Origin of the sequence: Streptomyces adustus (assembly GCF_009377175.1) — a bacterium.
GTDB lineage: Bacteria > Actinomycetota > Actinomycetes > Streptomycetales > Streptomycetaceae > Streptomyces > Streptomyces adustus.
In genome coordinates this window covers 1-20,570 of sequence record NZ_VJZD01000176.1, presented here as the reverse complement: position 1 = coordinate 20,570, position 20,570 = coordinate 1, and the positions used below count along the sequence as shown (strand labels likewise).

General features: G+C 72.6%; 13 protein-coding genes and 1 pseudogene. 1 reads left to right on the top strand and 13 read right to left on the bottom strand.

Annotated features, from left to right (window positions below):
- The 5 genes from FNH09_RS32310 to FNH09_RS32290 all read right to left on the bottom strand — a co-directional run.
- On the bottom strand, positions 1–3,050 hold a 3,050-nt coding region (locus FNH09_RS32310; RefSeq protein WP_162469408.1), incomplete at its 3' end, for a molybdopterin-dependent oxidoreductase.
- Between the two features lie 195 nt (positions 3,051–3,245).
- Entirely contained in the window at positions 3,246–3,761 is a 516-nt protein-coding gene (locus tag FNH09_RS32305) for an O-acetyl-ADP-ribose deacetylase (protein WP_152893451.1), read from the bottom strand.
- Positions 3,762–3,901: 140 nt separating this feature from the next.
- Positions 3,902–5,314 carry a phytoene desaturase family protein gene (locus FNH09_RS32300; RefSeq protein ID WP_152893450.1) on the bottom strand — a complete coding sequence of 471 codons (1,413 nt, stop codon included), beginning with the start codon at positions 5,312–5,314 and terminating at the stop codon, positions 3,902–3,904.
- A gap of 300 nt (positions 5,315–5,614) precedes the next feature.
- On the bottom strand, positions 5,615–6,460 hold the full coding sequence (locus tag FNH09_RS32295) for an inositol monophosphatase family protein (protein ID WP_152893449.1): 846 nt from the start codon (positions 6,458–6,460) through the stop codon (positions 5,615–5,617).
- A gap of 158 nt (positions 6,461–6,618) precedes the next feature.
- Complete coding sequence (locus tag FNH09_RS32290; protein WP_152893448.1) at positions 6,619–8,427, bottom strand: gamma-glutamyltransferase family protein; 1,809 nt, start codon at positions 8,425–8,427, stop codon at positions 6,619–6,621.
- A 719-nt stretch (positions 8,428–9,146) separates the two neighbouring features.
- On the opposite strand from FNH09_RS32290, the gene FNH09_RS32285 reads away from it, so the two are divergent.
- The gene (locus FNH09_RS32285) at positions 9,147–9,857 is read left to right on the top strand and encodes a hypothetical protein (RefSeq protein ID WP_152893447.1); all 711 of its coding nucleotides are present in this window, start codon (positions 9,147–9,149) and stop codon (positions 9,855–9,857) included.
- A 25-nt stretch (positions 9,858–9,882) separates the two neighbouring features.
- Here FNH09_RS32285 and FNH09_RS32280 read toward each other — a convergent pair whose 3' ends face one another.
- The 8 genes and pseudogenes from FNH09_RS32280 to FNH09_RS32245 all read right to left on the bottom strand — a co-directional run.
- Positions 9,883–11,409 carry an NCS1 family nucleobase:cation symporter-1 gene (locus FNH09_RS32280; protein ID WP_152893446.1) on the bottom strand — a complete coding sequence of 509 codons (1,527 nt, stop codon included), beginning with the start codon at positions 11,407–11,409 and terminating at the stop codon, positions 9,883–9,885.
- 138 nt (positions 11,410–11,547) lie between these two features.
- Complete coding sequence (locus tag FNH09_RS32275; RefSeq protein WP_152893445.1) at positions 11,548–12,567, bottom strand: TIGR03842 family LLM class F420-dependent oxidoreductase; 1,020 nt, start codon at positions 12,565–12,567, stop codon at positions 11,548–11,550.
- 11 nt (positions 12,568–12,578) lie between these two features.
- Positions 12,579–13,982, bottom strand: coding sequence for a dihydropyrimidinase (hydA, locus tag FNH09_RS32270; RefSeq protein WP_152893444.1), 1,404 nt, complete (start codon positions 13,980–13,982; stop codon positions 12,579–12,581).
- A 97-nt stretch (positions 13,983–14,079) separates the two neighbouring features.
- Complete coding sequence (locus FNH09_RS32265) at positions 14,080–14,922, bottom strand: nitrilase-related carbon-nitrogen hydrolase (protein WP_152893443.1); 843 nt, start codon at positions 14,920–14,922, stop codon at positions 14,080–14,082.
- Between the two features lie 188 nt (positions 14,923–15,110).
- On the bottom strand, positions 15,111–16,664 hold the full coding sequence (locus FNH09_RS32260) for a PucR family transcriptional regulator (protein WP_152893442.1): 1,554 nt from the start codon (positions 16,662–16,664) through the stop codon (positions 15,111–15,113).
- 107 nt (positions 16,665–16,771) lie between these two features.
- Positions 16,772–18,055 carry an aminotransferase class III-fold pyridoxal phosphate-dependent enzyme gene (locus FNH09_RS32255; protein WP_162469407.1) on the bottom strand — a complete coding sequence of 428 codons (1,284 nt, stop codon included), beginning with the start codon at positions 18,053–18,055 and terminating at the stop codon, positions 16,772–16,774.
- Complete coding sequence (locus FNH09_RS32250; RefSeq protein WP_152893441.1) at positions 18,052–18,894, bottom strand: nitrilase-related carbon-nitrogen hydrolase; 843 nt, start codon at positions 18,892–18,894, stop codon at positions 18,052–18,054. The genes FNH09_RS32255 and FNH09_RS32250 overlap by 4 nt, the downstream gene beginning before the upstream one ends.
- Before the next feature lie 552 nt (positions 18,895–19,446).
- Positions 19,447–20,570, bottom strand: a pseudogene (locus tag FNH09_RS32245) (hypothetical protein); the annotation flags it as partial.

Sequence of the window (20,570 nt, the reverse complement as noted above, 5' to 3'; positions counted from 1 at the left end):
GGCCCGGGAGCTACGGGGACGGCGGCAGTCGCGGAGGCGGGTGCCGTGACCGTGGGGGCCTGGGAAGTGGGGACGGCGGCCGGGTGCGCGGCGGCGAGGGCGGCGAGCACCTGGTCGAGCCAGGCCTCGGCGCTGCTCTCGAAGTCCGGTTCGCAGTCCGTGCGCGGGGCGAGCCGCAGCGCGCCCAGCTCGTCCATCCGCAGGTCGAGCCGTCGGCCGTGCCCGCAGAAGTCGTCGTACGAGGAGTCCCCGAAGGCGAGCACGGCGTAGCGGCGCCCCTCCAGGCGCCGGGCGTCGGGGGCGGTGAGGCTGTCCCAGAAACCGGTGCCGTTGTCGGGGGCGTCGCCGTCGCCGAACGTGCTCGTGATCAGCAGCAGGTCGGCGTCGGACGGGAGTGCGCCGGGGTCGGTCTCGTCCATGGCGACGAGGGACGCGGTGTGGCCGCCCGCGGTGAGCCGGTCCGCGGTGGCGGCGGCGAACTCCTCGGCGTTCCCGGTCTGCGAGGCCCACAGGATCAGCACCTCGCGGGCCGGGGCCGACGGGGCGGGGAGCGGCGACGGGGCGGCGGTCGCGGTCCGCGAGTACATGCCGGCGAGGGTGCCGTTGACCCACAAGGCGTGTTCGGGGGTGAAGGGCGCGTCCGGCGGGAGCACCGGGACGCCTGGCGTGCCGGAGGGGATCCCGGCCAGGAAGCCGGTGAGGTACAGGCGCTCGCGCTCGGACAGCACCGGCGGCGGTGCGGGGGCGAGGCCGAAGGGGGACGCGGCCGCCGGCGCGGCGAGGGCGGTGCCGGCCGGGTCCGCGGCGGTGGCGGTGGCGTCGGGAGCCGGGGTGGCGGTCGCCGCACCCCCGGAGATCGCCGCGGTGGTCGGTGGCTGCACCGTGACGGGCGTGGACACCCTGGTGAGGGACACCGCGCACACCTTGAACTCGGGCTGGAAGGAGAGCGGGTCGACGGCGTCGCTCGTCACGGCGTTGACGCTCAGGTACTCCCCGAACAGGTCGTTCCAGTGGAACGGCGCGAAGCACGCCCCCGGGAGCACCCGGTCGGTGACCACCGCGGGCAGCACCGCGCGGCCCCGCCGCGAGGCGACCTCCACCGAGTCGCCGTCAGCGATGCCCAGTGCGGCCGCGTCCTCGGGATGCACCTCCACGAACGGTCCGGGGTCGAGCTTGTTCAGCTTGGCCACCTTCGCCGTCTTGGTCAGCGTGTGCCACTGGTGCTGGAGCCGGCCGGTGTTGAGGAGATACGGGTAGTCGTCGTCCGGCAGCTCGGCGGGCGGCAGGTGCGGGCGGGCGTGGAAGACGGCGCGGCCGCTCGCGGTGGGGAAGGTGAGCGTGCCGTCCTCGTTCACGTAGCGCACGGGGTTGCGGTCGGGGCCGTCGGCGGTGGCGGCCGGCCACTGCACGGGGGTGGAGCGCAGCCGCTTGTAGCTCACTCCGCGCAGGTCGTAGCCGGTCTGTGGGTTCCAGGCCCGCTTGATCTCCTCGAAGATCTGCTCGGCGTCGGTGTAGGAGAACGCGTCCTCGTAGCCCATCGCGCGGGCCACGGCCGCGATGATCCGCCAGTCGGCCGTCGCCTCGCCCGGCGGGTCGGCGGCGGGCTGGGCGAGGGTGAGGTTGCGCTCGCTGTTGATCAGGACGCCCTCGGTCTCGGTCCACAGGGCGCCGGGCAGGACGACGTCGGCGTACGCGTTCGTCTCGGTGTCGGTGAAGACGTCCTGGGTGACGACGAACTCGGCGGCCTCCAGTCCCTCGATGACCGTCCTGCGGTTGGCGACGGAGGCGACCGGGTTGGTGCAGATGATCCAGCAGGCCTTGATCTCGCCGTCGGCCATCTTCCGGAACATCTCGACCGTGCCCTTGCCGACGCCGTCCGCCCTGATCGTGCCCGGCGCCAGCTCCCACAGCTCCTCGACGAAGGCGCGGTCGGCGTCGACGAGGACGGACCGCTGGCCCGGGAGCCCGGGGCCCATGTAGCCCATCTCCCGGCCGCCCATGGCGTTGGGCTGGCCGGTCAGGGAGAAGGGGCCGCTGCCCGGGCGGCAGATCGCGCCGGTCGCCAGGTGCAGGTTGACCAGGGCGTTCGTGTTCCAGGTGCCGTGGGTGGACTGGTTGAGGCCCATCGTCCAGCAACTGGTCCACTCCCCCGCCTCGCCGATCAGCCGGGCGGCCTCGCGCAGGTCGTCCTCCGCGATGCCGGTGATCTCGGCCACGGTGGCCGGTGGGTAGTCGGCGAGGAACTCGGGCATCGCCTCCCAGCCCTCGGTGTACGCGGCGACGAACGCGGGGTCGGTGTGGCCGTTCGCGTGCAGCAGGTGCAGCAGGCCGTTCAGCAGCGCCAGGTCCGTACCCGGCTTGACCTGGAGGAACAGGTCGGCCTTGGCGGCGGTCGCGGTGCGTCTCGGATCCACGACGATGAGCTTGGCGCCCGCCGACTTCACCCGGTCCATCATGCGCAGGAAGAGGATGGGGTGGCAGTCGGCCATGTTCGAGCCGATGACGAGGAAGACGTCCGCCCGGTCGAGGTCCCGGTAGGAGCCGGGCGGGCCGTCGGCGCCGAGCGACAGCTTGTAGCCGGTGCCCGCGCTGGCCATGCACAGCCGGGAGTTGGACTCGATCTGGTTGGTCCGCAGGTAGCCCTTGGCCAGCTTGTTCGCCAGGTACTGGGCCTCCAGGCTCATCTGCCCGGAGACATAGAGGGCGACCGCGTCGGGCCCGTGCTCGTCGACGATCGCCCGCAGCCGCCGCGCGGTCTCGGCGATCGCCGCGTCCACAGGGGCGGGCTCCGGCTCCTGTCCGCGGTCCGTCCGCACCAGGGCCGTGGTCAGCCGCCCGGGTGCGGACAGCAGGTCGGCCGTGGTGGCGCCCTTGGTGCACAGCCGGCCGAAGTTCGCGGGGTGCTCCTTGTCGCCGGACGCCTTCAGAACCGTACGACGGCCGTCCGGGCCGCGGCCGACGTCGAGGACCAGGCCGCAGCCGACACCGCAGTACGAGCAGACCGTCCGCACCTTCGACGTGCTTTGGTTCCGCGAGTCCGGCGCGGTCACGGGCGCCCCCTCTCCGATGATCGGCCCGGCTTCGACCTTCCGTGACCGTACGAAGGGCGGATTACACGCACGTCTCGTGGGCTGATCACCGGGGGTTAATCCCGGCGCACACGCGGGCGGCGGCCGATGTGAGCGGCCGGCGGGCCGACCCGCCGGCCGGGCTGCGCCCCAGGTCAGAGCCCTTCGGTCGAGCCCTCAGTCGAGGTCGGCGGCCGCGGCGAACGCGTCGTACGCGCTCTCGTCGAAGAGGACGAAGCGGACCTCCTCCACCGAGGTGTCGGCGGCGCGCACGGTCTGCACCGCGATCCGGGCGCCGTCGTCCATCGGCCAGCCGTAGATGCCGGTGGACACGGCCGGGAACGCGACGGTACGGGCCCCGAGCTCGTCGGCCACCCGCAGTGACTCCCGGTAGCAGGAGGCCAGCAGCGCCGAGCGGTCCTCGCCGGACGACCAGACCGGGCCGACGGTGTGGATCACCCAGCGGGCGTCCAGTTCGCCGGCGGTGGTGGCGACCGCCTGGCCGGTGGGCAGGCCCTTGCCGTACTGGGAGGCCCGCAGCCGTCGGCAGTCCTCCAGGATCGCGGGCCCGCCCCGCCGGTGGATGGCGCCGTCGACGCCACCGCCGCCGAGCAGCGAGGAGTTCGCGGCGTTGACGACGGCGTCGACGGACTGCCGGGTGATGTCGCCCCGGACGAGCGTGATCGTGGTCATGCCCGTCTCTATACCAGCTCGGTCCCCGGGCGCGGCCGTGCACAGGGGGCGCGGCGCGAAAGGCGGTCCCGTCAGGCACACGGGCACGGCACGAAGACCGTCCCGTCAGGCACACGGGCGCGCCGGAAGAGGGGGCCCCGTCAGGGCCGTTGCCGCAGCCTGCGCCAGACGGCCTTCGCCGCGTTGTGCCCCGACATGCCGTGCACACCGGGACCCGGCGGGGTGGCCTGGGAGCAGATGAACACGGCCGGGTGCGGGGTGTTGTAGGGGCGCAGCGACAGTTTCGGACGCAGCATGATCTGGAGTCCGGAGGCGGCACCGGTGGCGATGTCGCCGCCGACGTAGTTGGCGTTGCGGGCGGCGAGTTCGCGCGGACCGGCGACGGCGCGGGCGAGGACGCGGTCACGGAAGCCCGGCGCGAAGCGCTCCAGTTGGCGCTCCATGGCGTCCGTGAGGTCGCCGGTCCAGCCGTTGGGCACATGGCCGTAGGCCCAGAAGACCTGCTTGCCCGCCGGGGCCCGGCCGGGGTCGACGACGCTGGGCTGCACCGTGATCAGGAACGGTCTGTCCGGGGCGCGGCCCTCCCGGGACACCGCACGCAGCGCCGCGCCGATCTCCGCGCTGTCGGCGCCGATCTGTACGGTGCCCGCGACCCGCGCCTGGGGGGCGGTCCACGGGACCGGTCCGTCCAGCGCGTAGTCGATCTTGAAAGCGCTGGGCCCGTACCGGTATCCCTCGTAGGTGCGGCCGAGGCCCGCGATCCGGGCCAGCGCGGTGGGCGAGGTGTCGAAGACGTACGCGCGGGCGGGCGGCAGGTCGTCGAGCCGCTTGACCTCGTAGTCGGTGTGCAGGGTGCCGCCGAGGTCCTTCAGGTAGGCGGCGAGGGCGTCGGAAATGGACTGGGAGCCGCCGCGGGCCACGGGCCAGCCGCGGGCGTGGGCGGCGAGGGCGAAGACCAGGCCGACGGCGCCGGTGGCCAGGCCGTCCAGCGGGGCCATGACATGCGCGACCAGACCGGCGAACAGGGTCTTGGCCCGCTCGTCGTGGAAGCGGCGGGTCAGCCAGTTGGACGGGGGCAGGCCGACGAGTCCGAAGCGGGCGAGGGTGACCGGGTCGCGGGGCAGCGCGGACAGCGGCAGGGACATGAAGTCGCGGACCAGGTCGTCCCACCTGGGCAGGAACGGCTCGACGAGTCTGCGGTAGGCCCCCGCGTCACGCGGTCCGAAGGAGGCGGCGGTCTCGGCGACCGAGCGGGACAGCACGGCGGCGGTGCCGTCGGTGAAGGGGTGTGCCATGGGCAGCTCGGCGTGGAGCCATTCCAGGCCGTAGCGTTCGAGCGGCATCGCCCGGAAGGCCGGGGAGTTGATGCCGAGCGGGTGCGCCGCCGAGCAGGGGTCGTGCCGGAAGCCGGGAAGGGTGAGTTCCTCGGTGCGGGCTCCGCCGCCCACGGTGTCACGCGCTTCGAAGAGGGCCACGGAGAAGCCGCGGCGGGCCAGCTCCACGGCAGCGGTCAGCCCGTTCGGCCCCGCACCCACCACGACCGCATCGAGCATCGACGGCACCTTCGGACTCCTTCGTCAGCCGATGGCCACTGGGCATCAGGATATGCCGGGGGTCCGACAGCCTTCACGGCGCGGTGGGATCGACGGGGTGACGGGCGCGTGCGGCGCCGACGCCGGACCGGGCTCGGGCGCGAGCCACGGACCGGACGTCGACGTCGCCGAAGGCAGCGGCAGCGGCAGCGGCAGCGGCAGCGGCAGCGGCAGCGGGATCAGATCTCTGGATCGGGCTCCCGCACCATCGCCTTCGTCAGGCGCCGACCAGGACCCGATCAGGACCCGACCAGGACCCGATCAGGCTTCGCCCGCCAGGAGCCCGCGCACCCGCCGGGCCGTGGCCGCGTCCCGCGCCGCCGTGAACGGCAGGGTGTTGCCGCCGGTGACCCGGAACGGCTCGCCGGTGAGGGTCAGGTGGGCGCCGCCCGCCTCCTCGACCAGCAGCAGGCCGGCCGCGTGGTCCCAGGCCGCTTCCCAGGAGAAGGCCGTCGCGTCCAACTCGCCGCGGGCCACGGCGAGATACTCCAGCCCCGCGGAACCGCAGGGGCGCGGTGCGACCCCGTCCACCCGCAGGCCCAGCAGGGCGCGCTTCTGGGCGTCGGTGGTGTAGTCCGGGTGGGAGGTGGCTATCTCCAGGTCCCGGCCGGGTGCGGGCGGGCCCGCGAACAGCCGCTCGCCGTCGAGGAAGGCGCCGCCGCCCCTTACGGCCGTGGCCAGTTGGCCGCGGGCGGGCGCGTAGGTCCAGGAGGCGAGCAGGGTGCCGCGCTGCACGAGCGCGACCAGGGTGCAGAAGCCGTCGTCGCCGTGGACGAACTGCCGGGTGCCGTCGACCGGGTCGACGATCCAGACCGGGGCGTCGCCCTGTATCGCGTCGTATGTCGTGGGGTCGGCGTCCACCGCCTCCTCGCCGACCACGACGGAACCGGGCAGCAGCGCGGCGAGTTCCTTCGTCAGATAGCGCTCGGCGTTGCGGTCGGCGTCCGTGACCAGATCGTGGGGGCCGCTCTTCTGGTCGATCTCGCTCGCGCCGAGCCTGCGGAAGCGCGGCATGATCTCGGCGGCGGCCGCCTCGCGGATCGCCTGTTCGACGTCGACGGAGCGCTGGGCGAGAAACTCGTCGATGGTTTCCGTGTCTTGAATCATGCCTCCATAAGACCACGTACCACTGACAATCCCCCCCGACCCGGTGAACGACAGGTGGAATCACCATGAATACCCGGTTCCGCTTCCTGGTGCCACCCCGCGGCCGCCCGCGATCCGGCAGGACCGTCGTCCGACGCCCCGCCACGGCTCCGTCCGGCTCAGCGCCCGACCGCGTACCCCTGCATGCCCCGCGGGTTCGCCGCCGCCGACAGGATTCCGGTCTCCGGGTCCCGGGCGACCGCGCACAGCCGACCCTCGGACCAGGCTTCGGCGACGGTCACGTCGTGCCCGCGCCGCCGCAGCCCCGCGACGACTCCGGCGGGCGTCCGGGACTCCACGGTCACGCTGCCCGGCCGCATTCCGCGCGGGTAGAAGGAGCCGGGGAAGGCGTCGTTGTGCCAGTTCGGGGCGTCGATCGCGCCCTGGAGGTCGAGACCGCCGCGCACCGGCCCGCGCAGCGCGACGGCGAGGAAGAAGTGCAGCTGCCACTGGTCCTGCTGGTCCCCGCCGGGCGTACCGAACGCCATGACCGGGACCCCGTCCCGCAGGGCGAGCGACGGCGTGAGCGTGGTGCGGGGGCGGCGGCCCGGGGTGAGGGAGTTGGGCAGCCCCTCCTCCAGCCAGGTCATCTGGAGCCGGGTGCCGAGCGGGAAGCCCAGCTCGGGGACGACCGGGTTCGACTGGAGCCAGCCGCCGCTGGGCGTGGCGGCGACCATGTTGCCCCAGCGGTCGACCACGTCGAGATGGCAGGTGTCGCCCCGGGTGGCGCCGTCCGCGCGCACCTGCGGCTCGGCCCCCGCGGCGACCGTCGGCTCGCCCGCGCCCATCGGGTTGAAGCCGGGGTCGTCGGCCGTCACCCGGTGCGCCTGCGCGCTCAACCGCGGGGTGCGGCCGCCGGGGCTGCCGGGCCGCAGCTCGTACGAGGCCTTGTCGCCGACGAGTTGCCGGCGCTCCGCGTTGTACGGCGCGGACAGCAGGTCGTCGAGCGGCACCTCGGCCGCGTCCCCGTACCAGGCCTCGCGGTCGGCCATGGCGAGCTTGCAGCCCTCGACCAGCAGATGGACGTACTCCTCGGATCCGTACGGGGGCAGCTCGGGCGGGAGCAGGGCGAGCTGCTGGAGGAAGGCCGGGCCCTGGCTCCAGGGACCGGCCTTGCACAGGGTCCAGCCGTTCCAGTCGTAGGTCACGGGTGTCTCGTAGGACGCGGACCAGCCGGCCAGGTCGGCTGCCGTGAGGGTGCCGGTGCGGCGCTCGCCGCTGGTGTCCAGGGTGGGCCGCCGCGCCTGCCGTACCAGCGCCTCGGCGACGAAGCCGGTGCGCCACACCTCTCGCGCCGCCTCGATCTGCGCCTCCCGGCCGCCCGCCCCCGCGACCTCGGTGAGCAGCCGCTCCCAGGTGGCGGCCAGGGCGGGGTTGCGGAACAGCTCGCCGGGCCGCGGAGCCCGGCCGCCCGGCAGATAGACGTCCGCCGACGAGGTCCACTCGGTCTCGAACAGCTCCCGGACGGTCTCGACGGTCGCCCCGATCTTGTCCACGGGCGGGTGCCCGTCACGGGCGTAGCCGATGGCGTGCTTCAGGACGTCCGCGAGGTGCTTGGTGCCGTGGTCACGCAGCAGCATCATCCAGGCGTCGAACGCGCCGGGGACGGCGGCGGCCAGCGGCCCGGTGCCGGGGACGAGGTCCAGGCCGAGTCCTCTGTAGTGCGCGACGGTGGCCCCGGCCGGTGCGACGCCCTGCCCGCACAGCACGCGCACCTCGCCGCCCGCCGGGGCGAGCAGGATCGGCACCTCGCCCGCGGGCCCGTTCAGGTGCGGCTCGACGACGTGCAGCACGAAGGCGCCGGCCACGGCGGCGTCGTAGGCGTTGCCGCCGTCCTCCAGGACGGCCATCGCGGACTGCGAGGCCAGCCAGTGGGTGGACGACACCATGCCGAAGGTGCCCTGAAGGGTGGGTCGGGTGGTGAACATGGGCCCCTCGTCTCACTGTCCGCGCGCGATGGCCGAGGCGGTCCGCACCGTGGGGCCGTCCCCGGAGGACCGTGGGACCGCCCCCTGGAGGACTCCGGGGAGCCCGGACCGCGGCCGCCCCGTCCGCTCCCCCGGGAGTCTATCGACGCGCCGCGCCGCGACCGGGACGGCGTCCGCCACCGGGACGGCGTCCGCCACCGGGACCACGGCATCCGTCACCGACCCCGGCGCGCCCCCGGGCACCCACCCTTTTCCGGCCATCCGCCCCGGTCCCGCCTCAAGGAAGCGCGGCCGGCGGATGAGACGGCGGGTGGGACCGCGAAAGCCTCACGCGCGCCTCGCGCAAGGGGCGCGAAGACCCCGTCCCGGCGGCCGCCACCCGCACCGTGTCGACACATCCCACACCTTCAACACCCTTGTCCGGTAAGCCCGTTCAGGACGCAAGCCGAGGCAGGCCGGGGTCGCGCGGACGGCGTCCGCCGGCACCCCGATCGCCGTCGCCGTGAAGGGAGCGACCCGGCCGAGGGGTTCGGTCGCGCCCGGCGTGCCGCGCGCCGGCCGGGGACAAATCGCCGCACACGTCTCAGGAGTTACCGGTTGCTGTGACCGGTCGTGTACGCAGCGAGTTCAGGCTTCCACCCCACAGACAGACGTGTGACACTGGCGTCCCGTTCGCAGTGTGGACCCCCCTCCGCACCCACCCCCACGAGAAGTGCGCCTTGCGTTCACTGCCCCTGCCGCTCGCCCTCACTGCGCGCCTGTCGCCGGTCGTCGTGCTCGCCGCCGCCGGCTGGTCGCTGACGTCCGGACCGTTCGCGCCGACACCGACGGCCGGGCAAGAGTCGGCCTCGACGACGCCCGACTCGTCCGCCTCCGAATCCTCCTCGTCGGACGGATCCGGGTCGGGTTCGGGGTCGGGGTCCGGGTCGGGGGCCGCCGTGAAGGCGTACGCCGCCGCCCCCACGCCGTGCACGAGCGTGGCCGTGAAGACGATCGAGTCGCTGGTGCCGGGTGCCAAGACGGACGGCAAGGAGATCCCCTCGACGGACACGAAGGCCCGCCGCACCTGCTCCTGGAACGCGCTGAAGGGGTTCGACTACCGGTGGCTCGACGTCTCCTTCGAGGTGCTGGACTCGGAGCAGGCGGCGGACAAGACGTACAAGGAGCGGATCGCGGAGAAGAGCGGCGGCGGGGCCGTGCCGGGCCTCGGTGACACCGCGTACTCGATCGTGAACCTCACCACCGAGGACAAGCAGCAGACCCGCGAGGGCGAGGTGATCGTCCGCTCGTCCAACGCGCTGGTGGTCGTCACCTACAACGGCAGCGACTTCGAGACGAAGAAGGCGCCGAGCACCGACGAGATCAACAAGGGCGCGATCAAGGCGGCCAAGGACGCGATGACGACGCTGGCGGGCAGCGCGAAGAGCTGAGCCCCGGCCGCCCGCCCGCCGTGTGTCACACCGTGTTCCGCTGCCGTCCGCTCAGCAGCATCAGGGCCACGTAGAGCACCATCGAGGTGCCGAGGCCGACGGCCCAGCCGTAGTCCGCGAGGGGTTCCAGCGCCGGGACGGGCCGCCCGTCGATCAGGGGCTTGAAGCTCGCGCCGCCGATCGCCAGGACACCGCCGACCGCGAAGGCGACGACGGCCCGCCAGTTCCAGCCGCCGTCGTACCAGTAGCGGCCGCCCGTGGTGTACAGGTCGGTGAGATCGAGCCGGCCGCGGCGCAGGATCCAGTAGTCGGCGATGAGGATGCCGGCGACCGTGCCGAGCAGCCCGCCGACCAGGCCGAGCCAGGTGAAGATGTAGCCCTGCGGGTCGGAGTACAGCTTCCAGGGGAAGATCAGCACGCCGAGCACGCAGGTGGCCAGGGCGCCGGTGCGGAAGCTGATCCGGCGGGGGGCGATGTTGGAGAAGTCGAAGGCCGGGGAGACCAGGTTGGCCGCGATGTTCACGGACAGGGTCGCCACCAGCACGGTGACCAGGGCGTAGAGCAGGCCCACGACGTTGTCGGTCTTGGCGGCCAGCTGTACCGGGTCCCAGACCGCCTCGCCGTAGACGGCCTGCGAGCCGGAGGTGACCAGCACCGACAGGAACGCGAACAGGGTCATGGTCGTCGGCAGGCCGAGCGCCTGGCCCCAGGTCTGGGCCTTCTGGCTTCTGCCGTAGCGGGTGAAGTCGGGGATGTTCAGCGACAGCGTGGACCAGAAGCCGATCATGCCCATGAGCGAGGGGGCGAACAGCTTCCAGAAGTCGGCGCCCCAGCCCAGCTTCGACGGCTGGTCGAAGAGCGGGCCGAAGCCGCCCGCCTTGCTGCTCATCCACCACAGCATCACGAACGCGCCGACGAGCACGAAGGGCGCCGCCCAGTTCTCGAAGCGGCGGATCGTCTCCATGCCCCGGTAGATGACGGCGACCTGGATCGCCCAGAAGATCGCGAACGACAGCCACATGGTCCAGGGGTGGCCGCCGAACTGCGAGGCGTCGGCCCAGCTGTCGCCGATGAGCTTCCCGGCGAGGAAGAAGATCGCCTCGCCGCCGATCCAGGTCTGGATGCCGAACCAGCCGCAGGCCACCAACGCCCGTACGACGGCAGGGAGGTTGGCGCCGCGCACCCCGAAGGAGGCGCGGGCGAAGACCGGGAAGGGGATGCCGTACTTCGGTCCCGCGTGCCCGGTAAGCAGCATCGGCACCAGCACGATCAGATTGGCCAGGGCGATGGTGAGCACCGCCTGCTTCCAGTCCATGCCGACCGCGATCAGACCGGAGGCCAGCGTCCAGGAGGCCGTGTTGTGGGCCATGCCGACCCACAGCGCGGAGAAGTTGTACGTGGTCCAGGTGCGCTTCTCGACGGGGACCGGCAGCAGGTCCTCGTTGGCGTACGGGCCACTGGGCGGCGGCGAGCCGGGGGCGAGCTCCACCCGGCCGTCGGGGAGGGTGACTTGGGAGGTCGGCGGTATGTCCGCGGAGGCGATGTCGGTCATGGGCAGGCCAATCGGGGAGACGGGACGGGAGAGGCCGTGCGGGTGACGCCGAGGGGGGTGCGCCCCGAAGAGAGAATGGCTCGGAGTGCCCTGGCCCCCTTCCCGGGACTGCGGGAAGGGGGAAATCACAAGGGGGGTTCAGCCGTTGAGGGCCGGGATCACCTTCGATCCGTAGGCGTCGATCACGGCTTCCTGCGCGTCGTGCATGTCGTAGACGGCGAACTGGTCGACGCCCAGGGCGCGCAGCGCGTTCAGCTTCTCGATGTGCTTCTCGACCGGGCCGATCAGACAGAACCGGTCGACGATCTCGTCGGGCACGAACTGGGTGTCGGGGTTGCCGCTGCGCCCGTGGTGCGCGTAGTCGTAGCCCTCGCGTGCCTTGATGTAGTCGGTGAGTTCGTCGGGGACGGCCGCCGAGTGCTCGCCGTACTTGGCGACCAGGTCGGCGACGTGGTTGCCGACCATCCCGCCGAACCAGCGGCACTCGTCGCGCGCGTGGGCGAGCGCCTCGGGCGAGTCGTCCGCGGTGACGTAGGCGGGGGCGGCGACGCAGATCTTCACCTCGGACGGGTCGCGCCCGACGGCGACGGCCGCGTCCCGCACCGCCTTGACCATGTACTCGGTGAGGTAGAGGTCGGCGAGCTGGAGGATGAACCCGTCGGCCTCCTCGCCGGTCATCTTCAGCGCCTTGGGGCCGTACGCGGCCATCCAGACCGGGAGTTCGGCGCCCGGCCTGATCCACGGGAACTTCACGACCGTACCGCCGAGGTCGGCCTCCTCGCCCCGGCCCAGCGCACGGATGACCTTCATCGCCTCGCTTATACGGGCGAGGGTGTTGGGCTTGCGACCCGCGACCCGCATCGCCGAGTCGCCGCGGCCGATGCCGCACACCGTGCGGTTGCCGAACATGTCGTTGAGGGTGGCGAAGGTGGAGGCGGTGACCTCCCAGGTGCGGGTGCCGGGGTTGGTGACCATCGGGCCGACCGTCAGGTTCGTCGTGGCGGCGAGGATCTGGCTGTAGATGACGAACGGCTCCTGCCACAGCACGGCGGAGTCGAAGGTCCAGCCGTACGTGAAGCCGTTGCGCTCGGCGCGCTTCATCAGGCTGATGACCCGCGAGGCGGGCGGGTCCGTCTGGAGGACGAGTCCGAAGTCCATGAGCGCCACTCCTAGTTGAGGTACTGACAGGTGGAGCGGGGCGTGTAGACCCCGTGCCCGGCGTGCCCGGTGTACTCGCGCTCGTCGATGACGACGCGGCCGCGCGAGAGGACCGTCTCGACGCGGCCGGTCAGGCGCCTGCCCTCGTAGGCCGAGTAGTCGACGTTCATGTGGTGCGTCGCGGCGGAGACGACCTGCTCGGCGTGCGGGTCGTAGACGACGATGTCGGCGTCGGCGCCCGGGGCGATGGTGCCCTTCTTCGGGTACATGCCGAACATGCGGGCCGGGGTGGCGCAGGCGATCTCGATCCAGCGGCGGCGGGAGATGTGCCCGTCGACGACGGCCTGGTGGAGCAGGTCCATCCGGTTCTCCACGCCCGGCAGACCGTTGGGGATCTTGGAGAAGTCGCCCCGGCCGAGCTCCTTCTGACCCTCGAAGCAGAAGGGGCAGTGGTCGGTGGAGACCACCTGGAGGTCGTTGGTGCGCAGCCCCCTCCAGAGCGCCGCCTGGTGCTCCTTGGGCCGCAGGGGCGTGCTGCACACGTACTTGGCGCCCTCGAAGTCGGGCTCCGCGAGGTTGTCCGTGGACAGGAAGAGGTACTGCGGGCAGGTCTCACCGAAGACGTTCAGGCCCTCGTCGCGGGCCCGGGCCAGCTCGGCGACGGCCTCCGTGGCCGAGACGTGCACGACGTACAGCGGGGCGCCCGCGACCTGCGCGAGCCGGATGGCGCGATGGGTGGCCTCGGCCTCCAGGAGCGCCTTGCGCACCTCGCCGTGGTAGCGAGGGTCGGTCTCGCCGCGTGCCAGGGCCTGTTCGACCAGGACGTCGATGGCGATGCCGTTCTCGGCGTGCATCATGATCAGTCCGCCGTTCTCGGCGGAGCGCTGCATGGCGCGCAGGATCTGGCCGTCGTCGCTGTAGAAGACGCCGGGGTACGCCATGAACTGCTTGAAGGAGGTGACGCCCTCCTCGACCAGCAGGTCCATCTCCTTGAGCGTCTCCTGGTTCACATCAGAGACGATCATGTGGAAGCCGTAGTCGATGGCGCAGTTGCCCTCGGCCTTGGCGTGCCAGGCGTCCAGGCCCTCGCGCAGGGAGTGCCCGACGCTCTGCACCGCGAAGTCGACGATCGTCGTGGTACCGCCCCAGGCGGCGGCCCGGGTGCCGGTCTCGAAGGTGTCCGAGGCGAAGGTGCCGCCGAACGGCAGCTCCATGTGGGTGTGGGCGTCGACCCCGCCCGGGATCACGTACTTTCCGGTGGCGTCGATGGTCCGCTCGGCCGTCCAGGCCTGGGCGGCGGGGGTGTTGGAGGCGGCGAGGGCGACGATCCGGCCGTCCTCGATCAGTACGTCGGCGTGGATCTCGTCGGACGCGGTGATGACGAGGCCACCACGGATGACGGTACGGCTGCTCATGCTCCCTCTCCTGCCGTGTTCAACTCATCTGTCGTACGGGTCGGTCGGTGCCGCCGGTCCGTTCCGCCACGGCCCGGCGGCACCGCCGCGGTGGGCCCTAGGGAGCGGTCAGCGGCTCGTACGCGTCGGGGCGACGGTCGCGGTAGAACTGCCAGCGGTCGCGCACCTCGCGCAGCGACGCCATGTCCAGGTCCCGGACGACGAGTTCGGTCTCCTTGTCGCCGGCCGGCTCGCCCACGAACCGGGCCTCGGGGTCGACGAAGTAGGACGTGCCGTAGAAGTCGTTGTCGCCGAGTTCCTCGACGCCGACCCGGTTGATGGCGCCGACGAAGTACTCGTTGGCGACGGCCGCGGCCGGCTGCTCCAGCTGCCACAGATAGCCGGACAGGCCGCGCGAGGTGGCCGAGGGGTTGAAGACGATCTCGGCACCCGCCAGACCGAGGGCGCGCCAGCCCTCCGGGAAGTGCCGGTCGTAGCAGATGTAGACGCCGATGCGGCCCACGGCGGTGTCGAAGACCGGCCAGCCGCTGTTGCCCGGCCGGAAGTAGAACTTCTCCCAGAAGCCGGGCACTTGCGGGATGTGGTGCTTGCGGTACTTGCCGAGGTAGGTGCCGTCCGCGTCGATCACGGCGGCGGTGTTGTAGAGGACGCCGGGCTGCTCCTCCTCGTACATCGGCAGGATCAGGACGATGCCGAGTTCGCGGGCGAGTGCCTGGAAGCGCTGGACGATGGGGCCGTCGGGGATCCGCTCGGCGTACTCGTAGAACGCCTTGTCCTGGACCTGGCAGAAGTACGGTCCGTAGAACAGCTCCTGGAAGCAGAGGATCTGTGCTCCCTGCGCGGCCGCGTCCCGGGCCGCCTGTTCGTGCACCCGGATCATCGACTCCTTGTCGCCGGTCCAGGCGGTCTGGAAGAGGGCGGCGCGGATCACTCTGCTCATCGGGACCTCCGGTCGCTCGGGGTGCTGGAGCGGACTCCGGGGGTGCCGTCGTCCGCCCTTGGAGCGTAGGAAGTCCGCGCGACGGCTTTGAGTTGCACCGTGTCACGTCTGCGGGCGCGTGGCGTGTCACCGTGTCACGCCTTCTTCGACCCATGTTTCACCGCCGTTTTCCCAGGTGATCGCGTGTTTCAGCGCTGTTGCGCGTCATGCGCGAGCAGCGCGATGTGCACCGAGGCCGCCTGTTCGAAGTCGTCGAGATCCACGCCGAGGCGCGTCCGTATCGCCTCCAGCCGGCGGTACAGCGCGGGCCGCGAGACATGGTGGAGCTGGGCGGTACGGGACTTGTTGCGGCCGGTGGCGAGATAGGTCCGCAGCACCGACAGCAGGTCCTCGTCGGCCTCGCGCAGCAGGCCGTGCAACTCCCGCTCCGCGAAGGACTGCACCTGCGGGTCGTCGCGCAACAGGCGGATCAGGCCGCGCAGATGGACGTCGCGCAGCCGGACCACGGGCGGCAGGTCGAGGACGGCGGCCGAGTCGGCGACCGCCTCGGCCACGTGCTGGGCCTCGCGCAGTCCGGCGGGTACGTCGTCCCAGGCGATCCGGCCGTCGGCCGCGGCGACGACCGTGCCGGGGGCGGTCTCCGTGCGCAGCCGGGCCGCGAAGTGCGCGGCGAGCGCCTCGGCGTCCTGGTCGCGGGCCAGGCTCAGCAGGACGGCGGTGGATCTGCCGGTCAGCTCGGCGACCAGGCCGGGCATCCCCAGCAGGCGCAGGATCCGGTCGAGCCGGCCGGGGTCGCCGTCGCGCACGACCAGCGGGACGAAGGTGCGCCGGTTGACCGGCAGCCCGGCCGCTCGGGCCCGGGGCAGCAACTGCCGGGCCGGTACGACCCCGCCGATCAGGTCGGTCAGCAGGCTCTGCGCGGACTGCTCCTCCCAGCTGTGGGCGGAACCGCCGCCGAGCATGCGGTGCAGCACGAGCGCCTCGGCGGCCCGGTCGGCGAGCAGCCGCCCGGTGGCGGCGTCACCGCGGTAGCCGCACAGCAGGATGCCGCCCCACCGCTCGCCGCGCCCGCCGAGTTCGGCGCGGATCCAGCCGTCGCCCTCGCCGCGGCCGGCCTGCCGGGAGATGCGTTCCCAGTCGCGCAGCACGTCGTCCACGGCCGGCCGCTCGCCCGCGGTGGCCAGGACCCGGTGGGCGAGGTTGGTGACGACGACGGGACAGCCGCTGTGCTGGGCGATCTCGTCGAGCAGGCGTTGCAGCGGGGCGTCCGCGGTGATGAGGCCGGTCAGGGCCGTGCGAACGGCTTCGGAGAGGCTGACGGCGGCGAACTTGCGGCGTACCAGGCGGGACTGGACCTCCTCCGTCAACTCGGCGAAGGGGAACGGCCGGTGGAGCACCACCATGGGCAGACCGCAGCGTTCGGCCGCGCGGCGCATCACGTCCGGCGGGGCCGGGAAGGCGCGGCCGAGTCCGAGGACGACGGCCGCGGCCTCGGCGCGGTGCAGGGAGCGGATGTACTCCGCCTGGAGTTCGTCGTCGCCGGCCAGCAGCACGCCGGTGGTCAGGACCATCTCGCCGCCGCTGAGCATCACGCCGACGTCGGCGGCCTCGGCGACGTGCACCCAGCGTACGGGCCGGTCGAGCTGGCCCGCGCCGGCCACCACCTCGGGTTCCCCGGCGAGCACCCGCTCCAGGGTGAGGACCTGACGGACCGACAGGACGGGTTCCAGGAGGGTGGTCATGGTGGTGTTCCCTTGCTGTGGCGTTACCTGATGCCGGTCACCGGAAGCCGGTCACCCCGTGCCCGTGGCCGGTTCGCGGTGACCGGACGTGCGTCACCGGGTGCCCGTCACGCGATGCCGCGCAGCGCGCTCTCCAGGATCGCGGCGCCCTCCTCGGCCTCCGCGACGGTCAGGGACAGCGGCGGCGCGATCCGCAGGGCGCTGGTGTCGTGGCCGCCGCCCTTGCCGACGAGCAGTCCGCCCTCGCGGGCCGCTTCGAGCACGGCGGAGGCGGCCTGCGGATCGGCCTCGTCCGTACCGGGCTTGACCAGTTCGATGCCGATCATCAGGCCCCGGCCGCGCACCTCCCGCACCCACGGCAGCTGCGCGCCGACGGCCCGCAGCCGTTCGATGAGCAGTCCGCCGACCCGCCGGGCGTTGCCCTGGAGGTCGTGTTCGAGGAGGTAGCCGAGATTGGCGAGACCGGCGGCCATGGTGAGCTGGGTGCCGCCGAACGTCGAGATGCTGTTGGCGTCCAGACAGTTCATGATCTCGGCGCCGGCGATGACGCCGCCGATGGAGGCGCCGTTGCCGATGCCCTTGGCGAAGGTGACGATGTCCGGCGGGCCGTTGCGGGCGTGCGCCTGCCAGCCCCAGAAGTTCTCGCCCGTGCGGCCCCAGCCGGTCTGCACCTCGTCGGCGATCCACAGGACGCCCCGCTGCCTGAGCACCTCGCGGAAGGCCGCGTACAGGCCGTCGGGCGGCGAGGTGAAGCCGCCGACGCCCTGGATGGGCTCGGCGATCAGGGCGGCGGGCGGACGGATGTGACCGAGCAGGTCCGTGAGGTCGTCCACGCAGGCGGCGACGAAGGCGTCGTCGTCCAGGTGCGCGAACGGTCCCCGGGTGCGCACCCCGCCGTGGACGTACAGCGTCTGGAGCGGGGACAGGGAGGTCGGGGACCAGCCGCGGTTGCCGGTGACGCCGACCGTGCTGAAGGACCGGCCGTGGTAGCTGTTGCGCATCGCCAGGACGGTGTTGCTGCGCCGGTAGGTGGTGGCGAGCAGCAGGGCGGTGTCGTTGGCCTCGGTGCCCGAGGTGGTGAAGAACACCCGAGCGTTCGGGATCGCGCTCAACTTGGCGATGCGTTCGGCCAGTTCCACCATGGGCCGGTTGAGGTAGAGCGTGGAGGAGTGGACGATCCGGCCGGCCTGTTCACCGACCGCCTTGGTGACCTCCGGCAGCGCGTGCGCGGTCATCGTGGTCAGGATGCCGCCGAAGAAGTCCAGGTAGCGGTTGCCGTCGGCGTCCCAGACGTGCCGGCCCTCGCCGTGGGTGATCTCCAGGGGCTCCTCGTAGTAGAGGGCGAGCCAGTCCGGCAGGACGTTGCGGTGGCGTGCGTAGAGGTCGTTCACGGCTGGACCAGTCCCTCGTAGGCGTCGGGCCTGCGGTCGCGGTAGAAGGCCCACTGCTGCCGGACCTCCTCGATCAGGTCGAAGTCGAGGTCGCGGACCACCAGTTCCTCCTTCGTGTCGCTTGCGACGTCGCCGACGAACTGGCCACGGGGGCTGACGAAGTAGCTCGTGCCGTAGAAGTCGTTGTCGCCGTACTCCTCCTGGCCGACGCGGTTGATCGCGGCGACGAAGTACTCGTTGGCGACGGCGGCCGCGGGCTGCTCCAGCTGCCAGAGGTAGGCGGACAGGCCGCGCGAGGTGGCGGACGGGTTGTAGACGAGCTGGGCGCCGTTCAGGCCGAGTTGGCGCCAGCCCTCCGGGAAGTGGCGGTCGTAGCAGATGTAGACGCCGATCCTGCCGACCGCCGTGTCGAAGACCGGCCAGCCCGCGTTGCCCGGTTTGAAGTAGTACTTCTCCCAGAAGCCCTTGACCTGCGGGATGTGGTGCTTGCGGTACTTGCCGAGGAAGGTGCCGTCGGCGTCGATCACGGCCGCGGTGTTGTAGTAGAAGCCGGACTGCTCGATCTCGAAGACCGGTACGACGATCACCATGCCGGTCTCGCGGGCGAGTTCCTGCATACGACGCACGGTCGGTCCGTCCGGGACCGGTTCGGCCCAGCGGTAGTGCTCCGGTTCCTGCACCTGACAGAAGTAGGGGGCGTTGAAGACTTCCTGGAACCCGATGACCTGGGCGCCCTGCCGGGCCGCCTCGCGCGCGTGTTCCTCGTGTTTCGCCACCATGGACTCGGTGTCGCCGGTCCAGGTGGCCTGAACCAGCGCGGCTCGTACGACGTTGGCCATGAGCTGCTCCTTCGACGGGACGTCAGAGCCTCTACGCCCGTAGACGCAGGCCGTAGAGGGACGAACGTAAGCCTCCAGGACGGGCTTGCCAAGACCATCGTCGTTAACCCGCTGAGTCGATCGCGTTTCACACTCCGGTGGGTGAGCCGCTGGGCCGTACGGGTGGCCCGACAGGCGGACCGGGCCGGACTCGGGCAGTGGATGCTGTCGCCCTCGAGCGGTGGAACCTGTCGCCGTCGGGCGGTGGATCCGGCCGCGCCCGGGCGGTGGAACCTGTCGCCTTCGAGCGGTGGGTCTTGTCGTCTTCGGGCGTCGATCCCACCGCCCCGGGCGGTCGGTCCCGCCGCGCCCGGGCGGTCGGTCCCGCCGCCCCGGGCGGTGGAGCCTGTCACCCTCGGGCGGTGGAGTCGGCCGCGCCCGGGTGGTGGATCCTGTCGCCGTCGGGCGGTGGATCCTGTCGCCGTCGGGCGTCGATCCCGCCGCCCCGGGCGGTGGAGCCTGTCGCCCTCGGGCGGTGGAGCCTGTCTCCCCGGGCGGGCGGTCGCGTCGCGCTCAGACGGTGAACCCGGCCACCCGCAGGGCGTGCACCACGTCCCAGTGACGCTCCTCCGAGACACCCCGGGCCGCCTCCAGCAGCAGCGGTACGAGCGTCTGCGGGTCCGGCCCGACGCACCGGGCCGCCTCGTCGGGGGTGCGGACGCGCACATACGCGTCCAGCAGCGCGCGGACCTCACGGCGGGCGCCCGCCCCGGCCAGCGCGAGCACGGCCTCGCCTATCTCGGCGGCCGGGCGGGCGACGCCCTGGCGCAGGATCTGCTCGCCGTCACCGGTGCGGCCCGCTCCGGCCAGGGCGTCGGCGGCGGCGACCACCTGGCCGGCCGGCAGCGAGGCGGCCTCCCACAGCAGCGTCGCCCAGTCGGCGCCGAGCGCGGCCCGCTGGAGCTCGTCCGCGAGCAGCGGGAAGCGGGCGGCGGGCCAGTGCGCGATCTCCACCAGCAGGGCGTGCGCCTCGCCGCTGCGCCCCTCGGCCCGCAGCCGCACCAACCGCCCCACCGTCTCGGCGGTCTCCCGCGCGGCCACCGCGTCGGGCGACCCGGCGGCCGGCTTCGGCTCCGTCCGCCGCACCGCCTCGGCGACCCGCGCGAAACGCGCCCCGCGCGGGGTACGGCCGGAAGCCGCCGGGTCTTCCGGCCGAGGCGGTGCCGCCTCCGGCGGTACGACGACGGAGGCGACCTCTTCCTCGACCATCCCGGCGAACCGGGCACTGCCCCGGCGCCGCTTGCGCTGCTTGGCGGGGGCGGGCACCGGAGCGGCGGAGGCGGGCTCCCGGATGGCCCGGGAAGCGGCGGCCGGGGGCTGCCCGGCGGCGGGGGCCGACTCCCGGGTGCCGGGCACCGGGGCGCCGTCCGCGGGGGCGTGGGCGTGGTCCGCGGCCGCCGTGGACACGGACGCGTGGGCGCCGTCCGCAGGCGCGGGTTCGGGAGCGAAGGGACCGTCCGCAGGCGTGGGTCGGAAATCCCAGGAGCCCTCGGCGGGCGCGGGCGCCGGGGCGGAACGGCCGTCCGCAGGCGCGGGCTCGGGAGCGGAAGTGCCCCGGTGAGCCGAGGGACGGCGACCAGGCGCGGGCTCGGGGGCGGAGACGCCGTACCCGGGAGCGGGGTCGGGGAAGGGAGAAC

Excerpts from the sequence above, each read along its gene's own strand:
- FNH09_RS32305 (WP_152893451.1), bottom strand. The coding sequence starts at position 3,761 with ATGACCACGATCACGCTCGTCCGGGGCGACATCACCCGGCAGTCCGTC.
- FNH09_RS32250 (WP_152893441.1), bottom strand. The coding sequence starts at position 18,894 with ATGGCCAACGTCGTACGAGCCGCGCTGGTTCAGGCCACCTGGACCGGC.
- FNH09_RS32295 (WP_152893449.1), bottom strand. The coding sequence starts at position 6,460 with ATGATTCAAGACACGGAAACCATCGACGAGTTTCTCGCCCAGCGCTCC.
- FNH09_RS32275 (WP_152893445.1), bottom strand. The coding sequence starts at position 12,567 with ATGGACTTCGGACTCGTCCTCCAGACGGACCCGCCCGCCTCGCGGGTC.
- hydA (WP_152893444.1), bottom strand. The coding sequence starts at position 13,982 with ATGAGCAGCCGTACCGTCATCCGTGGTGGCCTCGTCATCACCGCGTCC.
- FNH09_RS32260 (WP_152893442.1), bottom strand. The coding sequence starts at position 16,664 with ATGACCACCCTCCTGGAACCCGTCCTGTCGGTCCGTCAGGTCCTCACC.
- FNH09_RS32265 (WP_152893443.1), bottom strand. The coding sequence starts at position 14,922 with ATGAGCAGAGTGATCCGCGCCGCCCTCTTCCAGACCGCCTGGACCGGC.
- FNH09_RS32290 (WP_152893448.1), bottom strand. The coding sequence starts at position 8,427 with ATGTTCACCACCCGACCCACCCTTCAGGGCACCTTCGGCATGGTGTCG.
- FNH09_RS32280 (WP_152893446.1), bottom strand. The coding sequence starts at position 11,409 with ATGACCGACATCGCCTCCGCGGACATACCGCCGACCTCCCAAGTCACC.
- FNH09_RS32300 (WP_152893450.1), bottom strand. The coding sequence starts at position 5,314 with ATGCTCGATGCGGTCGTGGTGGGTGCGGGGCCGAACGGGCTGACCGCT.